The sequence below is a fragment of the uncultured Bradyrhizobium sp. genome (genome assembly GCF_936928535.1).
GTDB lineage: Bacteria > Pseudomonadota > Alphaproteobacteria > Rhizobiales > Xanthobacteraceae > Bradyrhizobium.
Map to the genome: position 1 here is coordinate 65110 of NZ_CAKZHY010000092.1, position 19967 is coordinate 85076.

Here is a 19967-nt window from a genome sequence, read left to right on the forward strand (position 1 = left end):
GAAATCATGGGTTGATCGTCGTCAGGGATGGGATCGGCGGTGCGGCGTGAGAGAACTCCGCGGCGTCCGGTTTCGTGCCGTTGATGAACGACCAGATGAGTGCGAATTGCCACCCGAGGACCGACCACCACGCTTCGCTGCCGAGGCCGGCCCAGCTGAGGACAGGCATGTCGGCCGCTGCGAGGAGGCCAATCGAGACGCAGAGCAGGTTTGACAAACAGATCAGCAGAACATGGCGCTGATTGAGAAAGAGCGCGATCCATGTCGGCAGGAGGATGAGCATCAGAGCCGCAAGATCGCCCGCCGTTGTAAAGAGGTCCGTGGACCTGCCTGTGAGCCACGCAAGGAGCGTGGGGCCGATCACGAAGAAGATGATCGGCAAGCCGGCCATGACGAACGCTATTTTCCATGCCGTGCTTTTCGGGGCCATCAGACCCATCCGCCCGACTTGCTGCTTCAGCGATGTCATTCCTTGTCCAATTGTCATTTCGCTCATTGATTTCATTGGAGAGGCCGCTGTGCACGGCAGAGGCGAGGCGATCTCCCTGGTACAGCCTAGACTGGCAGGCTGATCTTGCTCTTAACCCGGCACTTAAAATTCTAGCGAAGGACAGCACCATTCGCCTTCGCTCTCGGGTCCCAGGTTCTGCGCAGCAGCGCGTCCGGAACACGAGAGCGCTGATGGCGCAGCGATCAGCTGCTCCACCGCTTTTGTATTGACGCGCCGCGTCGCCTCCGCTTCCGTTCGCGCCGAAACACAATTCGGAGGAAGCCATGTCCCAAGCCAAACGCATCGTTCTCGCCGCGCGTCCCGTCGGCGAACCCAAATCATCCGATTTTCGTCTGGAGGAATTCGCGGTGCCAACGCCTGGCGCCGGCGACGTTGTGCTGCGCACGATCTGGCTGTCGCTCGATCCCTATATGCGCGGGCGCATGAGCGATGGTCCGTCCTACGCGGCGCCGGTGCCGGTCGGCGGCGTGATGGAAGGCGAGGCCGTCAGCGAGGTCGCGGCCTCCAGCAATCCTGATTTCGCCAAGGGCGATATCGTGCGCGCAAGGACCGGCTGGCAGACGCATGCGATCTCGAACGGCAAGGGCCTGATCAAGGTCGATCCCAAGCTCGGTCCGATCTCGACCTCGATCGGCGTGCTCGGCATGCCCGGCATGACCGCGTACACCGGCCTGCTCGATATCGGCAAGCCGCAAGCCGGGGAGACTGTCGTCGTCGCCGGTGCCTCCGGCGCAGTCGGCTCCGCCGTGGGTCAGATTGCGAAGATCAAGGGCGCACGTGCAGTTGGAATTGCCGGCGGCAAGGACAAGTGCGACTACGTGGTGAAGGAGCTGGGCTTCGATGCCTGCATCGATCACCGCGATCCTGATTTGGCGGCGAAGCTGAAGGATGCCTGCCCGAAAGGCATCGACGTCTATTTCGAGAATGTCGGCGGCGCCGTGTTCGAGGCGGTCTTTCCGCTGCTCAATCCCTTCGCGCGCGTGCCGGTCTGCGGCCTGATCGCGCACTACAACGACACCGAAGCCAAGCCGCCGAAATGGGCCGCGTCGATGATGCGCGCGACGCTGACCAAGCGGCTGACCTTCCGCGGCTTCATCGTTTCCGATTTCGCCTCGCGCCATGGCGACTTCCTGCGCGACATGTCGGGATGGGTCCGCGAAGGCAAGGTGAAGTACAAGGAGTTCGTCACCGAGGGCCTGGAGAGCGCGCCCAGCGCCTTCATCGGGCTTCTGAAGGGCGCCAATTTCGGCAAGCAGCTGGTCCGGGTCGGGCCGGACAAGGCGTAGAGCCCGAGCCTGGAGCGCCTCCAGGAGGCTTGGGACGTCTTGGAGTTGCGCCGGTGCCACACCCCGGGCGCCAGTGGTTAACGAATAGTTACCGATCGGCCACACCTGCCCGTAAAAGGCGCAGCGTGTGACCGAGGGTTCATTGACGCCAGGGTGAAGGCATTGAATCATCGCGCATATTTAGGGTGTTGCGATGTTAGAGATCGGTATTTTCTGCGTAATCCTGCTGGCTGCCGGCTATTGGGCGGCGATGTTTGTCATGGGGCGCCATGACGACGTCATCCACGGCAAGTTCGTTCACAGCGAGGATCAAGAGGCATTCGTGCAGCCTCCGATGCCGTCGCCGCCACCGCGCTTCCCCAAGCGTCCGGTCAAGGCCGTCGAACTGGCAAAAATTGCGCCTGCCAATGATCAAGCGGCCAAGTCCGTTACCAGCGATGCGTTGCAATCGTTGCTGGCTGCGATCCAGCAGGATCTCAAGAGCGTCGCCTGAAGGCGGTGCTAGTGCTCGCCGCCCCTCTGGGCGAACAGCTCCTCGATATCGATATCGACCTGGCCCGCCGCGCGGACGTGACGGACTTCAAAACCATCGAGGGCGAAGCGGTATTCGACGAGGCCGGTCTCCTTGACCGCGATCCGGTCCTGGCGCGTGTCGTTGATCTTGAAGCCGGCTGAGGGCGCCCAGACGTGCCTGATATGATGGAACGTGAAGTCGCGGCGCTGATGCACATGACCGCTGGCGATCAGGCGGAGATCGGTGTGCGCGAACATTTCGAGCAGCCGCGCACGCGCCGGCTGCGGCACGTAGCGGATCGAGGTCTCCGGTAGCTCAGCATCGTCGGGCAGGTTGAGAAACAGCGGCTTGTGGATGAATAGCGCGACCGGTCTGCCATTCACCTCGGCGATCTCCGACATGAGCCAGTCAAACTGCTCGGCCTCGAACGCAAGCCCTGAATTCATCACCAGTGAGTTGAGGCCGATGAAGCGCCAGCCGGCAGCATCGAACGACCAATGGTCCTCGCCGATGATGTCGCGGAATTGCTGGCGGTGCGCCTCGGTGACCGGCGGCTTCGGCGCCGGCCCTAGTGCGGTCGGGTTGTCACCGATGTCGTGATTGCCGGGGATGTAGCGACAGTCGACGGGCAGCGCAGCGTGCAGGCTTTTCGCAAACGCGACATCCTCACGGCCGCTCGGGCCGTCGAAGGACACATCGCCGGTGTGGATGACGAGATCGGGCCTGCTTGCGTCGATGTGCTCGCTGACCGCGTGGAAGTTTGCGATCAGGCCGGGAAAGCGCCGGCCGAGATGCGTGTCGGAAATCTGGGTGATGCGAAATTCGGACATGCATAAACTATCGTCCGGCCAAACGTCGGAACGATGACATCAGCGCAAGATCCGCGATGAAACAAAGTTTAAAGCACGCGATAGCGGATTGAGTAGGCGTCCTGCTGCGCCACCGCGCCTGCCACTGGCGAGGCAATGCGGTCCGCCAGATGCCAGGGGCCGAACTGCTCGGTGCGATGCGGCTCGGCGGGCAGGCGCAGGCGAAACTCGAACGTGCCCTTGCCCGGCAGGCTCACCACCAGCATGCGGTCTGCGGTGCGATAGTTGAGGGCGACCGCGCCGCGCAGCACCGCGCGTCCATCCGTGAGGTCGCTGACGCCGTCGACCAGCGCGAGTGTCTGGTTGCGGTCGGTGTGCAACTCGATCTGGGTGTCGGTGGACACGGCGGTCAAGGTTTCGCGCGGCATCCGGATCTCGAACTCCACCGCCGGCTTGGACGGGTTGAGGCCGAGATAGGCGAGCGCGGCGTGGCGCATGTCGAAGGCAACGAATGCGAACAGGGCGAATGCCGCGAGCGCCGCCAGTCCGTGCCTGACGACATCGCGCCAGGTGCGGTAGGCCAGGCGGAAATAGACCGTCATGGCCAGAGCGACGGCGAGCGCCGCCGCGACGCCCGATAGCGCCGACATCCAGATGCCGAGTTGGCCGTCGGCGGATTCGGTCCAGAGGTTGGACAGGGTGCTCATGTGGGTCTCTTGGCGTCTTCCGCCGGGCTCAGGGGGCCAAAAGCTTTAATGATCGCCAGTTGGTCGCGGAATCGGGAACGCCGGTTCAACTGGTTGATTGTCAGCGCCAGAAGTCGCGGCTAATGACGGGCCGCGGCAATCCGCGATTTACGGGAAAGATCCGATGTCCGTCCAAATGGTCCTGCTGCCGGTCTTCGTGCAGATCGGCCTCACCTTCGCGCTGCTGATTGGCATGGTATTCGGGCGCAGGAAGGCGCTGGTCTCTGGCGACACCAAGATCCGCGACATTGCGCTAGGCGAGCCTAACTGGCCGAAGGGCGCTACCCAGATCGCCAATTGCTACCGCAACCAGTTCGAGCTGCCGCTGCTGTTCTACGTCCTGATCGCGTTGGCGCTCCCCTTACGCCATGCCGATCTCTTCATCGTGCTGATGTCCTGGGTGTTCGTGGTGACGCGCTTTGCCCATGCCGGCGTGTTCGTCACCTCGAACGATCTCGGCCGGCGCTCGTCGGTCTGGATCGCCGGCGTGCTCGTGCTGCTGGCGATGTGGATCTACTTCGCACTGAAAATCCTGTTGCTGATCTGACGCTTGCCCGTCTGATCTCATCTGAAAGATTCAAATGACTCCCGCTGCCAGGCTGTCCGCAGCCATCGAACTGATCGACACCATCGAGCGCGACCGCGTGCCAGCGGCGAAAGCGCTGAAGGAGTGGGGCACCGCGCACCGCTTTGCCGGCTCCGGCGACCGCGCCGCCATTGCCGGCCTCGTCTGGGACGTGCTGCGCCGCTACGCCTCGAGCGCCTTCCTGATGGATTCCGATACCGCTCGCGCGCGGCTGATCGGCATGCTCCGCCTGGAGCGGAACATGGATACGGCCACCATGGCTGCGATGTTCGACGGCAGCCGGTTTGCACCGGAGCCGTTGACCGACGCCGAGCAGGCCGCACTCAGCCAGCGCTCGCTGAAAGATGCGCCAGCTCCCATTGCCGGCGACTATCCGGAATGGCTTGATTCCCATCTTGCGAAAGTGTTCGGCGAGGACCGCGCCGCCGAGGCGGTGGCGATGGCGAGCCGGGCGCCGCTCGACCTGCGCGTCAACACGCTAAAGTCCAATCGCGACAAGGTGCTGAAGGCGCTTGCTCATCTTCATGCGAAACCGACGCCATGGTCGCCAAACGGCGTGCGCATCGAGCTTTCGGCCGATGCGCGCAACCCCGGCATCCAGGCCGAGGAGGACTTCATCAAGGGCGGCATCGAAGTGCAGGATGAGGGATCGCAGCTCGCGGCGCTGTTCACCGCGGCAAAGCCGGGCGAGCAGGTGATCGATCTCTGCGCCGGCGCCGGCGGCAAGACGCTGGCGCTCGCGGCCCTGATGCAGGGCAAGGGCCGCCTCATTGCCACCGATCGCGACAAGCGCCAGCTCGCGCCGATCCACGAGCGGCTGTCGCGCGCCGGCGTCCATAATGCCGACATCCGCACGCCCAAGGGCGAGGCCGATCCGCTCGCCGATATCAGCGCCACCGCCGATCTCGTCGTGATCGACGCGCCCTGTACGGGAACCGGAACCTGGCGCCGCAACCCCGATGCCAAATGGCGCATGCGTCCGGGCGCGCTCGAGATCCGTCTGAAGGATCAGGCTGAGGTGCTGGAGCGTGCTGCTCCGCTGGTGAAGCAAGGCGGCCGCATCGCCTACATCACCTGCTCGGTGCTGCCCGAAGAGAATGGCGGACAGGTGAGGGCTTTCGTCGCCAAGCATCCGGAGTTTTCGGTGGTGCCGCCGGAGCAGACCGCGAGCGTGCTCTGGGACAAGGCCGAGGATTTTGCGCAAGCCGCGCTGAAGTCGGAGGAGGGCTGGCTGATGACGCCGAGGCGCACGGGGACGGACGGGTTTTTCGTGTCGGTGTTGAGGAAATCGTAGGTCGCGTAGGGTGGGCAAAGGCGCCCTTGCGCCGTGCCCACCATCTCTCGCGGTCATGAACGACTCGTGGGCACGCTTCGCTTTGCCCACCCTACGGCACCGCGCTGCGGGCGCCCCGAAATGACAGCGCAAACAAAAACCCCGCGAACCGGGATCCCGGTCGCGGGGTTTCTGAACTCGACGATCTGCCGGTACGTCCGTGGTCAGATCGCGAATGGCGCGGTCAACTAGCCGGCGCGGAGGTTGTCGGCCGAGGACTTGCCGCTGCGGCGGTCCGCGACGATGTCGAAGGAGACCTTCTGACCCTCGTTGAGGGTCGACAGACCCGCGCGCTCGACGGCGCTGATGTGAACGAAAACGTCCTTTGCGCCGTCATCCGGCTGGATGAAGCCAAAGCCCTTTTGGTTGTTGAACCACTTCACGGTGCCCATTGCCATAGTCATTTCCTTTCAATTGACGATGCACTCAGGGGGACAAATGCGCATTACCGCGCCCACGTCCCGATTGGTCGATTTTGGAGAAATACCTGAAACGTGCTCGCCCATTGGAAATGAGACGGAGCGGCCCAGTCGTTCGGCCAAGGATCGATGTTCACAATCTAGCGATTTTTTGGGGCAACTTCAAGGCGGCACGCGCTCGCAGCGAGCGTCCTGCACTTTGCTATTTTGCGCTGCACACCCGAAGGATAGTTCCATCAATCCACGATGAAGAGTGTCGCCCCCACCGCCGTCGAAGAACGATGCGCGGCATCGCCGAAATCCGAGACCTGGTAGCTCATGCCCGGCGTCAACTTGAACTTGCGCCCGTCGCGCAGCTCGCTGTCGAGTTCGCCCTTGAGCACGTAGAGCACGTGCCCGCGATCGCACCAATGATCGGCGAGATATCCCGGCGAATACTCGACCATCCGCACGCGGAGCTCGCCAATATCGAGCGTGCGCCACAGCGCGTGCCCGGTCTCGCCGGGATGCGTGGTGGCTTCGACCTTGCTCCAGTCGGTGACGGTGAAGGGCGAGGTGGGGAGTTTCATGGGGAGGGGTCCTTGAATTCTCGAAATTCGTAGGGTGGGCAAAGCGTCTGGCTTCGCGCGAAGAGCGAAGGCGGGCGCGTGCCCACCATCTCTTGCGATCCTGGACAAGATCGTGGGCACGGCGCAAGGGCGCCTTTGCCCACCCTACGAGTGACCGGGAGCATCTCAATGCGGCAGATGGTTCGCCGAGCCCTGCACGATCAGCCCTGCATCATTCACCCGCAGATATTCGCAGATCTTCTTCCCGCGTTCGTTCTCGTAAAACACCACCAGGCTGTCAGGACTGACGAACACATCGATGAGAGAGAAGTGCAGCTCCGGCAGCAGCCCGAGAGCCTTGCTCCAATAGGCCCGCAATGCGTCCTTGCCGCGCACGGTGCCGCTGGCATCGAATCCCATCGCCGGAATGCGGTCCGAGGTCATCACGGTGGCATCATCATAGAGCGTGAGCACGCGCTCGAGATCGCGCGCGTTCCAGGCGTCCACCCAGGTCCGGCCGAGCGCGGCAAGCTGTGACGGCTGATGGTATTGAGACATGGCGTTCTCCCTGATTGGCCCCTGCTTCATGGCGAGGCAAATTAGGTCAATAATGCTGACATATATTGGTTTGTCCATGCCCAAAGAAGCATGTGGGCGCGCGCCGGCACGCGGTTGCGGGCGGGAGGCTCATCGCGTATTGGCTTGCCATGACAGCAGCACAGAACGACCGCTCCGCGTCGACGCCCTCAGTGGCCTCGGCGCACGACAAGATTCTCATCGTCGACTTCGGCAGCCAGGTGACGCAGCTGATCGCGCGTCGCGTGCGCGAGGACGGCGTCTATTGCGAGATCGTCCCGTTCAACAAGGCCGAAGAGGCCTTCAAGGCGATGCAGCCGAAGGCGGTGATCCTGTCCGGCGGGCCTGAGTCGGTGCATGAGGCAGGCTCGCCGCGTGCTCCGCAGTTGATCTTCGCCTCCGGCGTGCCCGTGATGGGCATCTGCTACGGCCAGATGACCATGGCGGAGCAGCTCGGCGGCACCGTCGAGGGCGGCCATCACCGCGAATTCGGCCGTGCCGACGTCGAGGTCAAAGCCGACAGCAAGCTGTTCGAGGACGTCTGGTCGTCGGGCAGCAAGAACCAGGTCTGGATGAGCCATGGCGACCGTATCACCAAGATGCCGCCGGGCTTCTCCGTCGCCGGCACCTCGCCGAACGCGCCCTTCGCCATCATCCAGGACGAGAAGCGCAAATACTATGGCTTGATGTTCCACCCCGAAGTGGTGCACACGCCCGACGGCGCAAAACTGATCCGCAATTTCATCCGCAAGATCGCCGGCCTCTCCGGCGACTGGACCATGCGCGCCTTTCGCGAGGAGGAGATCGCCAAGATCCGCGCCCAGGTCGGCAAGGGCAAGGTGATCTGCGGCCTCTCGGGCGGCGTCGATTCCGCCGTCGCGGCCGTGCTGATTCACGAAGCCATCGGCGACCAGCTGACTTGCGTGTTCGTCGATCACGGCCTGCTCCGCCTCGACGAGGCCAAGACCGTCGTCGACCTATTCCGTCATCACTACAACATCCCGCTCGTGCACGTGGATGCGTCCAAGCAGTTTCTGGGCGAGTTAGAGGGCGTCACCGACCCCGAGACCAAGCGCAAGACCATCGGCCGTCTCTTCATCGAGGTGTTCGAGCAGGAAGCCAAGAAGATCGGCGGCGCCGACTTCCTCGCGCAAGGCACGCTTTATCCCGACGTGATCGAGAGCGTCTCCTTCACCGGCGGACCTTCAGTCACCATCAAGTCGCACCACAATGTCGGCGGACTCCCTGCGCGCATGAACATGAAGCTCGTCGAGCCCTTGCGCGAGCTGTTCAAGGACGAGGTGCGCAAGCTCGGGCGCGAGCTTGGCCTGCCCGAAATCTTCGTCGGCCGCCACCCGTTCCCCGGTCCGGGCCTCGCCATCCGCTGCCCCGGCGATATCACCCGCGACAAGCTAGACATCCTGCGCAAGGCCGATGCCGTCTACATCGACCAGATCCGCAAGCACGGCCTCTACGACGAGATCTGGCAGGCGTTTGCCGTGCTGCTCCCGGTGAAGACCGTCGGCGTCATGGGCGACGGCCGCACCTATGACTACGTCGTGGGCCTCCGCGCCGTCACCTCGACCGACGGCATGACCGCGGACTTCTACCAGTTCGACATGAAGTTCCTGGGCGAGACCGCCACGCGCATCATCAACGAGGTGAAAGGCGTGAACCGGGTGGTGTATGATGTGACCAGCAAGCCGCCCGGGACGATTGAGTGGGAGTAGGGGAAGCTTTGCCTTTTCGATCTCTAATGCCCCGAAGAGGCGGCGCCGCTTAGATCACGGGATTTGGGGTATTCATCCATCGATCGGACTCGATCTACGATGACAGCCCAGCTGAGCAGTATCAGTTTCCCAGTCAGTATCTCCGCCGGGTCGAAGCCTGCGTCGGCGATTGGATAATCTACTACGAGCCGAGCAAGGTCGCCGAGACGCGCGGCTATTTTGCGATTGCTCGAGTTCAGCAAGTTATTCCTGACCCGGGCACTCCGGGAATGTATCTCGCTCTGATCGTGCCAGGAAGTTATCTCGATTTTGCCAATCCGGTTTCTTTCAAAGGGCCGACTGGGCCCGTAGAGCGCGGCGTTCTGAACGAGCAGCGACGAATTTCAGGACGTGCTCAGTCTGCGGTTCGTCCTATCTCGCTCGAAGATTTCAATAGAATATTCGAACTTGGTTTTGCGGAAGGCGCGCCGTTGCTGCCGCGAGTTGATGCCGATGTTCGGTTGGCTCAGCTCGATGAAAGAGAGCAGGCGCCGTTCATATTTGAGCAGCAAAGAGATCGCGTCAGCCTCACCGTATCTCGCGTTCTGCGCGATCGCGTTTTTCGTCGGATCGTGCTGCGCGCCTATGATGAACGCTGCGCCATTACGGGGTTGAAGCTCATCAACGGAATGGGGCGCGCAGAAGTTGCAGCGGCTCACATTCGGCCTGTGGAGGCAAACGGGCCGGACATCGTTAGCAACGGGATCGCTCTCTCAGGTACGGCTCATTGGATGTTCGACCGTGGTTTGATCAGCCTCACAGATGATCTCGAAGTACTGATATCGCGTCAGACAAACGATCTGGAGGGAGTCCGATCGGTCATCAACAAGACGGGTCGTGCTCTTGAGCCGAGAAGGCCGTCGGATCGACCTCATCCGCATTTTCTGCAGTGGCACCGCGAGCATTGCTTCAAGCAGTAGCGGGACGGGTCGCGCTTGCACGTCAGGATGGCACGCCGCGTCCGCAACCCGACCAATCGCCCCCGATATCACGATGGTTCATGTGTCCGCGATGCTCGGAAAGGTTGCATTTGGCTCTTTTCAGGCTCTATTCTTATCGGATCATGGGGCCGCGCCAGGAACTGGCGGGGAGCGCTTAATGAGTGAGTTGTGGGGGTTCGCTGGGGCCTATCGTTTTGCCTCCACCCTGTCCTTCCAACTCTGGAAAGCAAGTAATATCGATAGTGGCGAGGGGTGCATGGGTGAGGACGACAAAAAGAAGGAATTCGTTGAAGGGGTACGGCAGCACTTTCAGAAGATCGCGCCTCTAATGAATACAGAAATCGCGAGGATCGCAGAATTGTCGTGGGATGAGGAGGCGAGCTTCCTCCTGATTGAATACGACGCGTCTGAGTTTAGCGATAAATTTTTTGTGGCACTGTGGGCGATGGATGCCGATGGCGAACCTGTCGACCGGGAGGGGCACTGGTTTCTCAAAGGCCGGACGGTCGTCGTTCCCTCCGAAATTTACGATGATGAGAAATACGAGGCGATTGAACCGGGGGAAGTGGCTTCAGAGCTTCTGGAGCAATGGTTCGCCGATGCGTGGCGTACCCATGGGCCCAAGGCGCTTCCAGCTTACATCGGTCACCACGACAGCTATTTCAAGATAGACTTGGCCACCAGCGGACAGGTGAATTGGGATAGCATCCTTGCGCGAGCAAAGGCTGGGCTGGCCTCATAGTCTCGCAAGCCCGTGTCGGATGGGTAGAGTGTGCTCCATCCGGGCTACCGGTTCCAGCCAAACCGCAAGATCGGTCAAGCGCATCGCGGCCATTCCGGTCCAACTCATGCCGCCACGACAGGAGGGACGATGACGGCGGCGCTACGAAACTATCAGGAGCGGATGCGGCGGGTGCTGGACTATATCGACCGGCATCTCGACGCCGATCTGGATTTGTCATTACGGTGCCAGTGCACTAAACAGAGGCTGCCCGGGCTCTGCATATCGCAGCACGTATGCGGCCTGCAGGATGCGGACCGAGCCGCTTCTCCGCCGAACTTTCGTTGGTCCGACCGCCCGTGCTCAATCGTCGCACCCTCGCTGTGAACCCCTTCACACGCACCCTCCCATAAATCTTGCCATAAAACACCTGCTGTGATTGTGGCGGTAAAATCCACCACATCAGCTGCAAATGAGCTGCACACGCCAGAGCGACATGTTGAAATGGCCACAGGCCGGCCTTGTGCCGGGCGATGAGAGCTGTGGAGACACTATGGCTGACAAACACGGACAGAGCATGGTTGGGACGTGGACCAAAACCACGGCGGCCGCGTGTGCGGACAAATATCCTGCAACCCTCACATTCTCGACCGGCACCTACCGCGGCATGCGCGGGGCAGGGCAGGGCATGGTGTGGTGGGACGCGGGCATCTACCGTCTCGAGGACTCCAGGACACTCGTCGTCGGGACGGCGAACGATGAACTTGTGACGTATCGCATTTCACTCGAGGCCGACCGGTTTGAGTTTACGGATTCAGAGGGCTGTCTTGTGACTTACAGGCGCGCGTAGGATCGCACGAACACCCTGGCCGACCAGAATAACGCGGGCGTACCCCGCGAATGAGCCCGCTGCTCACGTCGATCGCCTCGCCATTTCAACGAGGAGAAGACGACATGTGCAATTGCTCAGAGCATGAATCAAGTGGAAGCCTTGCAAAAATGTCCGCGGCCTCGGTCGAGCCGGCGATGAATCCGCAGGTGCCGCTGTCCCGGCACATCAGCTTCAGCGATGACGAGTCCGGCGAGCAGGACGTGAAAATACCCGTTCCGCCGTTTCCGCCGTTCAAGCTGTGCCGGCTCGACTTCCGCGAAGGTTGCTACCAGATCAACTTCAAGCCGACGTTCGGCTTCGTGTCGTTCGAAGGCACGCTGCGCGTCGATCGCTCCGCGCCCGACGGCGGCCCCGACAATCTGATCGTCAGCGGCGATCTCTATTCGCGCCTGCCGGTGATCAAGCCGAACCCACCGCTGCCGCCGGTGATCAGCAAGGACGAGGAGGAAGGTGAAGGCTCGGGATTGACGAGCCTCGCAGCTTCGCTCAGCGCGGTCGACGAGCCGCTCATTCCGCTGCCGATCCGCAGGCCGGTGATCCCGATCTTTCCGCGCTCGCGCTATTCGTCCTATCTCAGGGTGACCAGCGTGTCCGCGCCGATCCGGGTCCCGATCACGGCGAAATGCGAGCTCACCATCGTCGCCGAGCAGTTCAATTACACGCAGCCTCTGGCCGGCCAATTCAAAGGCACGTTCCCCGCAACGCCGTCGCGCACCGTGACCATGAAGCTCAGCAAGGTGCCGGCGCCGTTCCCGTTCTCCCTGACCGGCGGGCCGTTCTACGAGGGCCGGCTGTTCGAGAATGGCGTGGACAAGGGCAGCGTCACGCTCGCCTGGGTGTCGAAGTTCTTCCGCCGCGCGACGCTGGAGATCGACACGCTGGTCGGCGCCGTCAGGCCCGCACTGGTGCCCGATGGGGCCGGCGGAACGGAATTCTTCGATACGATCTTCGCCAGGACCGGCTGGCAGCTGAACGTCGTGCAGGACCAGCTCAACGTTCCGGTGCCCGCTGGCGTGGTGCCGACCAATTGCTGGAGCTCGGCGGATCTGCACGCGCTGATGACCAGTGTGCGCAATCCCGCGACCAACCTGGACGCCGAATGGCATGTGCACATGATCGTGGTGCCCGCAAAACTCGGCTGCTCGCGCGGCATCATGTACGACACGATCGGTGTTCCGCGCGAAGGTTGCGCCAGCTTCTCCGATGACGGTTATCCCGTCTCGGACTCCTCGAACTTCGGCCTCGCCGCCAACAAGAAGCAGCGCGACGTGCCACGGGCGTTCCTGCGCAGCGCGACCCACGAGCTGACGCATACGCTGAACCAGATCCACCAGGAGCAGGAGACGGCGGCCGACAACTCGATCATGACCACGACGCCGAGCGTCGCGGATGTGCTCGGCGGTCCCGCGACCGGCGAACCCGGCGTGTTCCCGGATCAGATCAAGCTCGCGCACAACACCAATGTCCGTCATCACCTCAACCACATGCCGGATCCCGTCATTCGGCCAGGCGGATGGCCGTTCGCAAGCTGGTTCCCGACCGGTGCGCCGCAAGCCGCCGACCGGCACGATTTCGACGCTTCCGAGCTGGCGCTGACGGTCACGGCCGCGACCGATCGCGTCGCGCTCGGCCAGCCGCTCGACCTGACCTGGACGATGACGAACAACAGCGGCGTGTCGCTGCGCGCGCCGAATGACGTCAGCATCGAGGCCTTGTTCGGCTCGATCACCGTCACCGACGGCGAGGGGCGCGAACGCCCCGTGCGGCCCTATGTGATCCTGTGCGAGCACGCCAAGCTTGCCGAGCTCGAAGCCGGCCAAAGCGTCACGGCCTCGGCAAAGGTGTTCTGGAGCACCTCGGGCTTCGCCTTCGAGAAGCCGGGCCGCTATCGCGTCGACGTCGCGGTGTCGTGGTCGGCCCAGGGCGTGATGGTGGGCGTGCAGTCGGGGATCGACGTGTTCGTCGACTATCCGACCAGCGCCACCGACAACCATCAGGCCAATCTCGTGATGCACGCGGACGTCGGCAAATGGGTCGCACTCGGGGGCGAGGCCTATCACCTCGGCGAAGCCTGCCGTCGCTTGCAGGCCCTCAGCCAGACTGCAGCGCCGGCAGGCGCCCGCGCCGCTTCTGTCGCCGGCGACGGTGCGCCAGCGCCCAGCGTCATCGACGGCTTCGCCGACATGCTGCCCGACCGCGCCAAGCTCGCCAGATTGCGCCCCGATCTCGCCGCCGATACCGGTGGCCGCGCGGGCCGTACTCCAGCGCGCGCCGCGCCGCCGGCACGAAAGCGCGCGGCGAAGGCGAAGAAGCGCGGGCGGAAGGGCTGAGACCTTCGCTAACCTCGTGAAGGCCGTTGCCATTTGAATGACGCCGCACCTGCGACGAAATTGTCGGAGGTGCGGCGCTTACGTATTCATGCCAAAACCGCAAGATCGGTCGAGCGCATCGCGGCCATACCGGTCTAACTCATGCCGCCACGACAGGAGGGACGATGACGGCAGCGCTGCGAAACTATCAGGAGCGGATGCGGCGGGTGCTGGACTATATCGACCGGCATCTCGACGCCGATTTGGACCTGGAAACGCTGAGCGGCGTTGCGGCGTTCTCGCGGTTTCATTTCCATCGGCAGTTCACGGCGATCTTCGGGTTGTCGGTGCATCGCTATGTCCAGCTGGCCCGTATGAAGCGCGCTTCCTACCGGCTGGCCTTTGCCGACGCCCAAAGCGTCACCGACATCGCGATGGATGCCGGCTACGATGCACCGGATGCCTTCGCCCGCGCCTTTCGGCAACGGTTCGGGCAATCGCCGTCGTCGTTCCGCAACTCTCCCGAATGGGAGCCGTGGCTTGTGGCCTTCGGGCCTCTCGAAGATGCGAGGAGCAAGCTCATGCAGAAGACCTTTACCCCTGACGACGTGAAGATCCGCGATGTCCCTTCCACACGGGTCGCGATCATGGAGCATCGCGGCGACCCGGCGACGCTCGGCGACAGCATCCGGCGCTTCATCGCCTGGCGCAAGGCCGCCGGACTGCATCCGAGGACAAGCCCGACGTTCAATGTCTGGCGCTCGGAGCGGCGTCCTTCTTCGCCGGCCGCTTACAGCACGGACCTTTGTGTCGGCACCGACCGGCCGATCGAGGCTGATGGTGAAGACATCAGGGCCGGCGAGATCCCCGGCGGGCGCTGCGCGGTGCTGCGGGTCGTCGGCTATACCGATAATCTGGAGCCCGCCGCGCTTTATCTTTATCGCGACTGGCTCCCGGCCAGCGGGGAGGAGGCGCGCGACTTCCCGATCTATTGCCAGCGGCTGAGCTTCTTCCCGGAGGTGCCGGAGCATGAGACGGTTGCCGACGTGTTCTTGCCGCTGAAATAGCGGCCTGGCCTTCGCGCCTCGCACGTCAGCGTCGCTTCTTCGCCCGCGTTCGCCTGTCATCCGCCTGGTCGCGCGTTCTCCCGGCCGCGACCGCGCGGCTCTTCACGTGATCGATGAAGGCCCGCAGCTTCGGCATCATCTGATGCCGGCTGGGATAATAGAGGAACACGCCCGGCGTCATCGGCGCGAACGATTTCAGCACCTCGACCAGCTTTCCTGTCTTCACCAGGTGTGCTGCGATCGGCGCGGGAACTTGCGCAAGTCCCAGGCCTTCCACGGCTGCGCCAAGCATGGTGGGAAAGTCGTGCGCGATCAGCGGTCCCGAGACGATCGCTTCGACGTTCCTGTTGCCATCGACAAGGGACCATGGCGCGATCGATCCGTTGCTGCGGCGAATGCGCAAGCAGGCGTGCCGGCGCAAATCATCGATCCGTTCGGGCCGCTTGTGCCGACGCAGATAGTCCGGGCTGCCGACGACGATGAACGGGAAGGGGGGCGTCAGCCGCACCGCGACCATGTCGGTGGCGACGAACTGGCCCATCCGGACGCCGGCATCGAACCCTTTGGCCGCGAGGTCGACCAGTTCCTCCCCTGCGGCGATCTCCACCTCGACCTCGGGATAGGCCTGGCAGAACGACGCGATCAGTGGCTCCAGCAGGATCGGCACCACCGCGCGCGGCACGGTGAGGCGCAATAGTCCTGATGGCCGCCGCCCAAGGTCGCGTGCCACATCGCTCGCGGCAACGAGCTCCTCGAAGGCAGGCTTGGCGCGCGCGAGGAACTGCGCGCCGGCCTCGGTCAGGCCGACGCTCCGTGTGGTGCGTATGAACAAGGCTGCGCCGACCCGCGCCTCGAGCGCGCGCACCGCCTGGCTGATGGCCGAGGGTGTCACGCCGAGGTCTGCGGCGGCACGGCGGAAATTGCGATGCTGGGCGACGCTCAGGAACGCTTCCACGCCATCGAGTGCGCCCTGTCTGACTGTGAAGTTCTGCTTCATAGCCCGTCAACATTATCCCGGATAGTCGCTGGCGACAATCGATCGTATGTCTGGCCGGCAGATTGGAGCAATCGCTGACGGCGGACATTTTCCGACATCAGCGTCATCTCGGAGAAACAGAGGTGACCGCGGTGCTCCGGGAGACGAGACCTATGCAGGTGATCCCTAAGCTTGTCGTCATGCTCACCCTAACCCTGATGGGAGCGACTTCCATGGCCGATCTATCCAACGCCCAGACCCAATCCAACCCACCATCCGCCCCGCAAGCCTTCTCGCCCACGATCACCGGGGTGATGGTCATCCTCACCGCGAAGGCGGGCGTCACGCGTGAGCAGGTCATGGCCGTCATGCCGGCCGAAATCCGAGAGACCGTGCAGCTCTATCTCGGTGGCAAAATTCAGCAGTGGTATTCGCGTGGCGACGGACGCGGTGTCGTGTTCTTCGTCGATGTCACGGATGTCGCCGCAGCGAAGGCGATCATGGAAGACCTTCCATTGGCCAAGCAGGGTCTGATGGACCACGACTACACCGCCATCGGTCCGCTGCTGCCGCTTCGGCTGCTCATGGCCAATCCCGAGCGCCGACAATAAGAGCAGGATCCTGAGGGAGGTGGGCCGATGACGTCAGATGCTGTTCCCGCTGCGATTGCCCCGCCACCTCGCGCCCTGAACAGCCTGCTCTGGACCGTTCCACTCACGGCATTGTGGACCTGGCTTCTCTACGCGCAACCAGTGCTTCTCGAGAGCGGCGTTCCGGCCCTGGCGGCCCGGTTGACCGCCTATGGACTCATTGCGCTCGGCACGTGGCTCGGCCTTGAACGCACCGACCTCACGCCGAGCCAGCGGCGTGCGACCTGGCTCGCAATCATTGTGCCCTTCACGCTATGGGCTGCCGTCGCCTGGTCTGCAGCGATCAACGGTGTCTTTCGCACGGGCTACTCTCAACTGCCGTTGCTTCCAGCGGCGATCTTCCTGCCCCTCTTCGTCGGCACTCCGCTGTTGCTGTTGTCGAAGCGGGTAGGGCAGTTGCTCGATGCGATGCCGACGACGTGGCTGGTCGCCCTTCAGCTTTATCGCGTCGTCGGGAGCCAATGGCTCGCGTACTGGCTGCTTGGACGGCTGCCCGGCCTGTGGGCGCTACCGGCAGGCACGGGCGACGTGCTGACCGGCCTGTTCGCCGTAACAGCGGCGACGGCCTTGGCATCAGGCACGGCTGAGGGACGCAAGGCAGCGATCCTCTGGAACATGTTCGGTCTCGCCGACTTCGTCGTCGCGATCACCCTGGGGATGATCATCACGCCAGGCCCGTTCCAGTTGATCATTCCTGATGGCCCGAACGTCGGATTGGACGGCTATCCTAATGTGCTGACCCCGGCTTTCGTGGTGCCAAGCTCGATCCTGCTGCACGCATTGTCGTTGCGCCAGCTGCGTCGCCGCAGTCGGAGCGGGGCCCGCGATGTCGCGATCTGATCGGAGACCAGAATGACCACAGAAACTCTCTTCCGGACCCATCTCGTCCTTGGTTATGTCGCCTGGGCGCTTTGCTTCGGCTCCTATGTCTGGCCCTGGCTCAGAGGCATGGACAGGGTCGATGCACACCGTGCCATCGCCACGCTGCACAGCTTCCGCTTCTTCGGGCTCGTCTTCATCCTTCCCGGCATCGTGAGCCCGGACCTGCCGGTCAGCTTCGCCAATTTCGCCGCCTGGGGCGACTTCGCGACCGGGGTGCTCGCGATGCTGGCGCTTCTCACGGTGAGAATACGCCCGCTCTTCTGGTTGTTTGTCGTCGCCTTCAATGTCGTCGGCGTGATCGATCTCATCGTCGATTACTATGACGCAATCCAGGTCGGCCTTCCCGCGCATGCGGAGTGGCTTGCCTCGACCTATGCGATCCCGATCATCTACGTGCCGCTATTGATGATCACGCATGTCACCGCATTCTATCTTCTGGCACGCCCTCGGCTTGCCGCCGATGCCGTGGCGCTGGCGGGCGCGGCTTGAGTTGGACCCGGCTTGTGGTCAGACGTGATGTTCCCTGCAATAGGGGGCTGCGTTAATATAAGATTTGACTTATATTAGCGGAGATCGATATTCGTCCTCGCTGCTCAACGACAGGGAGGACTGCAATGGAGATCGACGCCGCCAGAGCGTTGGGGCTCGTGACGCGCGCGGTGCGCAATTTCGAGAAAGACGGGAAGCCGGCCAGCGCCGTGATGCTGACGCGGCTCTACGACACTGGCGTCGAGGATCTCTGGGACGCGGTGACCAACAAGGAGCGCATTCCGCGCTGGTTCTTGCCGGTCGAGGGCAATCTCCAGGTCGGTGGAAAGTACCAGCTGAAGGGTAATGCAGGCGGCACCATCATCGCCTGCACGCCGCCGACGCATTTTGCCGCGACCTGGGAATTCGGCGGCGCCGTCAGCTGGATCGACGTCACGCTCGCAGCAGAGCGAAGCCAGGCGCGGTTGACGCTGGAGCATATCGCGATCATCGAGGATCATTGGAATCAGTTCGGTCCAGGTGCAGTCGGGATCGGCTGGGACCTCGCCATTGCGGGGCTGGAGCGATATGTTGCGACCGGGGCAGCCGTCGACCATGCGACGGCCGAGGCGTGGATGGGCTCTCCTGCGGGCAAGGACTTCATGACTGATGCGGGCGAGCATTGGCGAGCGGCGCATGTCGCAAGCGGCGTCGACCCCGATATAGCGAAGCAGCGCTCGGACCGCACCATCGCATTCTATCGCGGCGAGATGCCGCCCGACGTCGCACATCCGGGCACGGGAAGCTGATGCACATCTTCGAGGTCCTCGCCGATCCCGTGCGCCGCCGCATCCTCGAACTGCTGGCGCCGGGCGAAATGGCATCCGGTGAAGTCGTCGAAGCGATCGGTGCCGAGTTCGGCATCACCCAGGCGGCTGTGTCGCAGCACCTCAAGGTGCTGCGCGAGAACGGCTTTGCCACCGTCCGGGCGGAGGCGCAGCGACGGCTCTATTCGGTCGATGCTGCGGGACTGCAAGCGGTGGATGCATGGATCGGTCAGTTCCGGAATTTCTGGGAGCCGAAGCTCGACGCGCTGGCGACCGAGATCGCGCGCGGCAAGCGCGCGCGTCGCAACGCGCCGATGACCGGACGGAGCGGCAAGAGGGCCTGACCCCGCGAACGAAAGGCTCACCCGTTGCGTGGCCGGCGTTGCTGCCATGACGGGCAGCCGTGCGGTCAGCCGACCTCGATGTTCATCTCCGCAATCAGCCGCTCGCGGCCCGCCAGGGAGTTGAGCGCCTTGTCGCCCAATTTCGTCGCGACAAGGTTGAGCAGCGCCTCGCAGAACACGACATAGGCCCATGCTGTTCAGGAGCGGACATCAAATCGTCGCCTAAAATTGTCGAAAATGGCCCAACCCAGACATCCCAACGACCTTCCTGTTGGTACGACGATGCTCCGCGCCAAAGCTCCAACAAGAGCGCTAAATCGCGAGCGCAATGAGGGAGATTGACAGGAACCGAAAAGCCTGACCAAGCTGGTTGCCTGGATGCGCCGGGGCGCCGCTCTTTAAGGGAATCACACGGGGTTGATGCGCTGGTTCCGAACCAAAAGGCAGTATGGCAGTCGCTTGGCGCTGATCGCGCTGGCGCTGCAGTTCATGCTGACGTTCGGTCACGTGCACACACCGTCCGCCGCACTCGCCTCTGCAGTGCAAAGCCTGCAGTCGGACAGCACGGCACCGCAAGGTCCCAGCCATAACGGACTCGCGGATATCGATTGTCCGACCTGCGCGCTGATCCAGCTCATCGCCATATCGGCGCCGTCGGTTGCCCCGGAGCTGCCACTACCCCTCGCGGCCCATTTCCTGGTAGTGCAGCCGCGCTTCGAGTTCGCCGCGGTGGCCGAACCGCCGGCGTCATTCCAGGCGCGCGGCCCCCCCGCAGCCTGAAGGCGGAGGCGCC

At 63.1% G+C, this 19967-nt stretch carries 23 protein-coding genes and 1 pseudogene; 17 read left to right on the plus strand and 7 right to left on the minus strand.

Going from position 1 to position 19967, the window contains the following annotated elements:
- Nucleotides 1-4: 4 nt before the first annotated feature.
- Complete coding sequence (locus Q0687_RS14810) at nt 5-469, minus strand: hypothetical protein (protein ID WP_298877866.1); 465 nt, start codon at nt 467-469, stop codon at nt 5-7.
- Nucleotides 470-774: 305 nt separating this feature from the next.
- Between Q0687_RS14810 and Q0687_RS14815 the strand changes: the two genes are divergently transcribed.
- Together Q0687_RS14815 and Q0687_RS14820 are read left to right on the plus strand one after the other, a co-directional pair.
- A complete protein-coding gene (locus Q0687_RS14815) occupies nt 775-1797 on the plus strand; it encodes an NADP-dependent oxidoreductase (protein ID WP_298877867.1) in 1023 nt (340 codons plus the stop codon).
- Between the two features lie 193 nt (nt 1798-1990).
- On the plus strand, nt 1991-2290 hold the full coding sequence (locus Q0687_RS14820; RefSeq protein ID WP_298877868.1) for a hypothetical protein: 300 nt from the start codon (nt 1991-1993) through the stop codon (nt 2288-2290).
- Between the two features lie 8 nt (nt 2291-2298).
- On the opposite strand, the gene Q0687_RS14825 is transcribed toward Q0687_RS14820, so the two are convergent.
- Together Q0687_RS14825 and Q0687_RS14830 are read right to left on the minus strand one after the other, a co-directional pair.
- Nucleotides 2299-3141, minus strand: coding sequence for a metallophosphoesterase (locus Q0687_RS14825; protein ID WP_298877869.1), 843 nt, complete (start codon nt 3139-3141; stop codon nt 2299-2301).
- A gap of 68 nt (nt 3142-3209) precedes the next feature.
- Complete coding sequence (locus Q0687_RS14830) at nt 3210-3827, minus strand: acriflavin resistance protein (RefSeq protein ID WP_298877870.1); 618 nt, start codon at nt 3825-3827, stop codon at nt 3210-3212.
- Nucleotides 3828-3990: 163 nt separating this feature from the next.
- Between Q0687_RS14830 and Q0687_RS14835 the strand changes: the two genes are divergently transcribed.
- Together Q0687_RS14835 and Q0687_RS14840 are read left to right on the plus strand one after the other, a co-directional pair.
- A complete protein-coding gene (locus Q0687_RS14835) occupies nt 3991-4413 on the plus strand; it encodes an MAPEG family protein (RefSeq protein ID WP_298877871.1) in 423 nt (140 codons plus the stop codon).
- A gap of 34 nt (nt 4414-4447) precedes the next feature.
- Nucleotides 4448-5746: an RsmB/NOP family class I SAM-dependent RNA methyltransferase gene (locus tag Q0687_RS14840; protein ID WP_298877873.1), complete on the plus strand. Its 1299-nt coding sequence runs from the start codon at nt 4448-4450 to the stop codon at nt 5744-5746.
- 227 nt (nt 5747-5973) lie between these two features.
- On the opposite strand, the gene Q0687_RS14845 is transcribed toward Q0687_RS14840, so the two are convergent.
- The 3 genes from Q0687_RS14845 to Q0687_RS14855 form a co-directional block, all read right to left on the minus strand.
- Nucleotides 5974-6183 (minus strand): cold-shock protein, encoded by a 210-nt coding sequence (locus Q0687_RS14845; protein ID WP_027532363.1) that lies wholly within the window; start codon nt 6181-6183, stop codon nt 5974-5976.
- Between the two features lie 257 nt (nt 6184-6440).
- Nucleotides 6441-6773 (minus strand): DHCW motif cupin fold protein, encoded by a 333-nt coding sequence (locus Q0687_RS14850; RefSeq protein ID WP_298877878.1) that lies wholly within the window; start codon nt 6771-6773, stop codon nt 6441-6443.
- Nucleotides 6774-6938: 165 nt separating this feature from the next.
- Complete coding sequence (locus Q0687_RS14855; protein WP_298877880.1) at nt 6939-7310, minus strand: nuclear transport factor 2 family protein; 372 nt, start codon at nt 7308-7310, stop codon at nt 6939-6941.
- 149 nt (nt 7311-7459) lie between these two features.
- On the opposite strand from Q0687_RS14855, the gene guaA reads away from it, so the two are divergent.
- The 7 genes and pseudogenes from guaA to Q0687_RS14890 all read left to right on the plus strand — a co-directional run bounded on the left by guaA (nt 7460) and on the right by Q0687_RS14890 (nt 15027).
- A complete protein-coding gene (gene guaA, locus Q0687_RS14860) occupies nt 7460-9058 on the plus strand; it encodes a glutamine-hydrolyzing GMP synthase (protein WP_298877882.1) in 1599 nt (532 codons plus the stop codon).
- A 53-nt stretch (nt 9059-9111) separates the two neighbouring features.
- Nucleotides 9112-10017: an HNH endonuclease gene (locus tag Q0687_RS14865; RefSeq protein ID WP_298878051.1), complete on the plus strand. Its 906-nt coding sequence runs from the start codon at nt 9112-9114 to the stop codon at nt 10015-10017.
- 178 nt (nt 10018-10195) lie between these two features.
- Nucleotides 10196-10780 (plus strand): hypothetical protein, encoded by a 585-nt coding sequence (locus Q0687_RS14870; protein ID WP_298877884.1) that lies wholly within the window; start codon nt 10196-10198, stop codon nt 10778-10780.
- 129 nt (nt 10781-10909) lie between these two features.
- Nucleotides 10910-11002 (plus strand): annotated as a pseudogene (locus tag Q0687_RS14875) (AraC family transcriptional regulator); the annotation flags it as partial.
- Between the two features lie 310 nt (nt 11003-11312).
- Nucleotides 11313-11609 (plus strand): hypothetical protein, encoded by a 297-nt coding sequence (locus Q0687_RS14880; RefSeq protein WP_298877886.1) that lies wholly within the window; start codon nt 11313-11315, stop codon nt 11607-11609.
- A 149-nt stretch (nt 11610-11758) separates the two neighbouring features.
- Nucleotides 11759-13981, plus strand: coding sequence for a hypothetical protein (locus Q0687_RS14885; protein ID WP_298877888.1), 2223 nt, complete (start codon nt 11759-11761; stop codon nt 13979-13981).
- 164 nt (nt 13982-14145) lie between these two features.
- Nucleotides 14146-15027, plus strand: a complete 882-nt coding sequence (locus Q0687_RS14890) for an AraC family transcriptional regulator (RefSeq protein WP_298877890.1) — start codon at nt 14146-14148, stop codon at nt 15025-15027.
- Nucleotides 15028-15052: 25 nt separating this feature from the next.
- On the opposite strand, the gene Q0687_RS14895 is transcribed toward Q0687_RS14890, so the two are convergent.
- Nucleotides 15053-16024, minus strand: a complete 972-nt coding sequence (locus tag Q0687_RS14895) for a LysR substrate-binding domain-containing protein (protein ID WP_298877892.1) — start codon at nt 16022-16024, stop codon at nt 15053-15055.
- 152 nt (nt 16025-16176) lie between these two features.
- Here Q0687_RS14895 and Q0687_RS14900 point away from each other — a divergent pair, with 152 nt between their 5' ends.
- The 6 genes from Q0687_RS14900 to Q0687_RS14925 all read left to right on the plus strand — a co-directional run bounded on the left by Q0687_RS14900 (nt 16177) and on the right by Q0687_RS14925 (nt 19954).
- Nucleotides 16177-16614: a hypothetical protein gene (locus Q0687_RS14900; protein ID WP_298877893.1), complete on the plus strand. Its 438-nt coding sequence runs from the start codon at nt 16177-16179 to the stop codon at nt 16612-16614.
- A gap of 27 nt (nt 16615-16641) precedes the next feature.
- A complete protein-coding gene (locus tag Q0687_RS14905) occupies nt 16642-17493 on the plus strand; it encodes an MFS transporter (protein ID WP_298877895.1) in 852 nt (283 codons plus the stop codon).
- A 12-nt stretch (nt 17494-17505) separates the two neighbouring features.
- Nucleotides 17506-18024 (plus strand): hypothetical protein, encoded by a 519-nt coding sequence (locus Q0687_RS14910; protein WP_298877897.1) that lies wholly within the window; start codon nt 17506-17508, stop codon nt 18022-18024.
- A 125-nt stretch (nt 18025-18149) separates the two neighbouring features.
- Nucleotides 18150-18812, plus strand: coding sequence for an SRPBCC family protein (locus Q0687_RS14915; RefSeq protein ID WP_298877898.1), 663 nt, complete (start codon nt 18150-18152; stop codon nt 18810-18812).
- Nucleotides 18812-19174: a metalloregulator ArsR/SmtB family transcription factor gene (locus Q0687_RS14920; protein WP_298877900.1), complete on the plus strand. Its 363-nt coding sequence runs from the start codon at nt 18812-18814 to the stop codon at nt 19172-19174. Before Q0687_RS14915 ends, Q0687_RS14920 begins: the two co-directional genes overlap by 1 nt.
- Before the next feature lie 459 nt (nt 19175-19633).
- Nucleotides 19634-19954 carry a hypothetical protein gene (locus tag Q0687_RS14925; protein WP_298877902.1) on the plus strand — a complete coding sequence of 107 codons (321 nt, stop codon included), beginning with the start codon at nt 19634-19636 and terminating at the stop codon, nt 19952-19954.
- Nucleotides 19955-19967: the final 13 nt, after the last annotated feature.

Bases quoted from the DNA above. Each gene is read 5' to 3' on its own strand.
- Q0687_RS14810 (WP_298877866.1), bottom strand. From the start codon at position 469: ATGACATCGCTGAAGCAGCAAGTCGGGCGGATGGGTCTGATGGCCCCG.
- Q0687_RS14815 (WP_298877867.1), top strand. From the start codon at position 775: ATGTCCCAAGCCAAACGCATCGTTCTCGCCGCGCGTCCCGTCGGCGAA.
- Q0687_RS14820 (WP_298877868.1), top strand. From the start codon at position 1,991: ATGTTAGAGATCGGTATTTTCTGCGTAATCCTGCTGGCTGCCGGCTAT.
- Q0687_RS14825 (WP_298877869.1), bottom strand. From the start codon at position 3,141: ATGTCCGAATTTCGCATCACCCAGATTTCCGACACGCATCTCGGCCGG.
- Q0687_RS14830 (WP_298877870.1), bottom strand. From the start codon at position 3,827: ATGAGCACCCTGTCCAACCTCTGGACCGAATCCGCCGACGGCCAACTC.
- Q0687_RS14835 (WP_298877871.1), top strand. From the start codon at position 3,991: ATGTCCGTCCAAATGGTCCTGCTGCCGGTCTTCGTGCAGATCGGCCTC.
- Q0687_RS14840 (WP_298877873.1), top strand. From the start codon at position 4,448: ATGACTCCCGCTGCCAGGCTGTCCGCAGCCATCGAACTGATCGACACC.
- Q0687_RS14845 (WP_027532363.1), bottom strand. From the start codon at position 6,183: ATGGCAATGGGCACCGTGAAGTGGTTCAACAACCAAAAGGGCTTTGGC.
- Q0687_RS14850 (WP_298877878.1), bottom strand. From the start codon at position 6,773: ATGAAACTCCCCACCTCGCCCTTCACCGTCACCGACTGGAGCAAGGTC.
- Q0687_RS14855 (WP_298877880.1), bottom strand. From the start codon at position 7,310: ATGTCTCAATACCATCAGCCGTCACAGCTTGCCGCGCTCGGCCGGACC.
- guaA (WP_298877882.1), top strand. From the start codon at position 7,460: ATGACAGCAGCACAGAACGACCGCTCCGCGTCGACGCCCTCAGTGGCC.
- Q0687_RS14870 (WP_298877884.1), top strand. From the start codon at position 10,196: ATGAGTGAGTTGTGGGGGTTCGCTGGGGCCTATCGTTTTGCCTCCACC.
- Q0687_RS14880 (WP_298877886.1), top strand. From the start codon at position 11,313: ATGGCTGACAAACACGGACAGAGCATGGTTGGGACGTGGACCAAAACC.
- Q0687_RS14885 (WP_298877888.1), top strand. From the start codon at position 11,759: ATGTCCGCGGCCTCGGTCGAGCCGGCGATGAATCCGCAGGTGCCGCTG.
- Q0687_RS14890 (WP_298877890.1), top strand. From the start codon at position 14,146: ATGACGGCAGCGCTGCGAAACTATCAGGAGCGGATGCGGCGGGTGCTG.
- Q0687_RS14895 (WP_298877892.1), bottom strand. From the start codon at position 16,024: ATGAAGCAGAACTTCACAGTCAGACAGGGCGCACTCGATGGCGTGGAA.
- Q0687_RS14900 (WP_298877893.1), top strand. From the start codon at position 16,177: ATGCAGGTGATCCCTAAGCTTGTCGTCATGCTCACCCTAACCCTGATG.
- Q0687_RS14905 (WP_298877895.1), top strand. From the start codon at position 16,642: ATGACGTCAGATGCTGTTCCCGCTGCGATTGCCCCGCCACCTCGCGCC.
- Q0687_RS14910 (WP_298877897.1), top strand. From the start codon at position 17,506: ATGACCACAGAAACTCTCTTCCGGACCCATCTCGTCCTTGGTTATGTC.
- Q0687_RS14915 (WP_298877898.1), top strand. From the start codon at position 18,150: ATGGAGATCGACGCCGCCAGAGCGTTGGGGCTCGTGACGCGCGCGGTG.
- Q0687_RS14920 (WP_298877900.1), top strand. From the start codon at position 18,812: ATGCACATCTTCGAGGTCCTCGCCGATCCCGTGCGCCGCCGCATCCTC.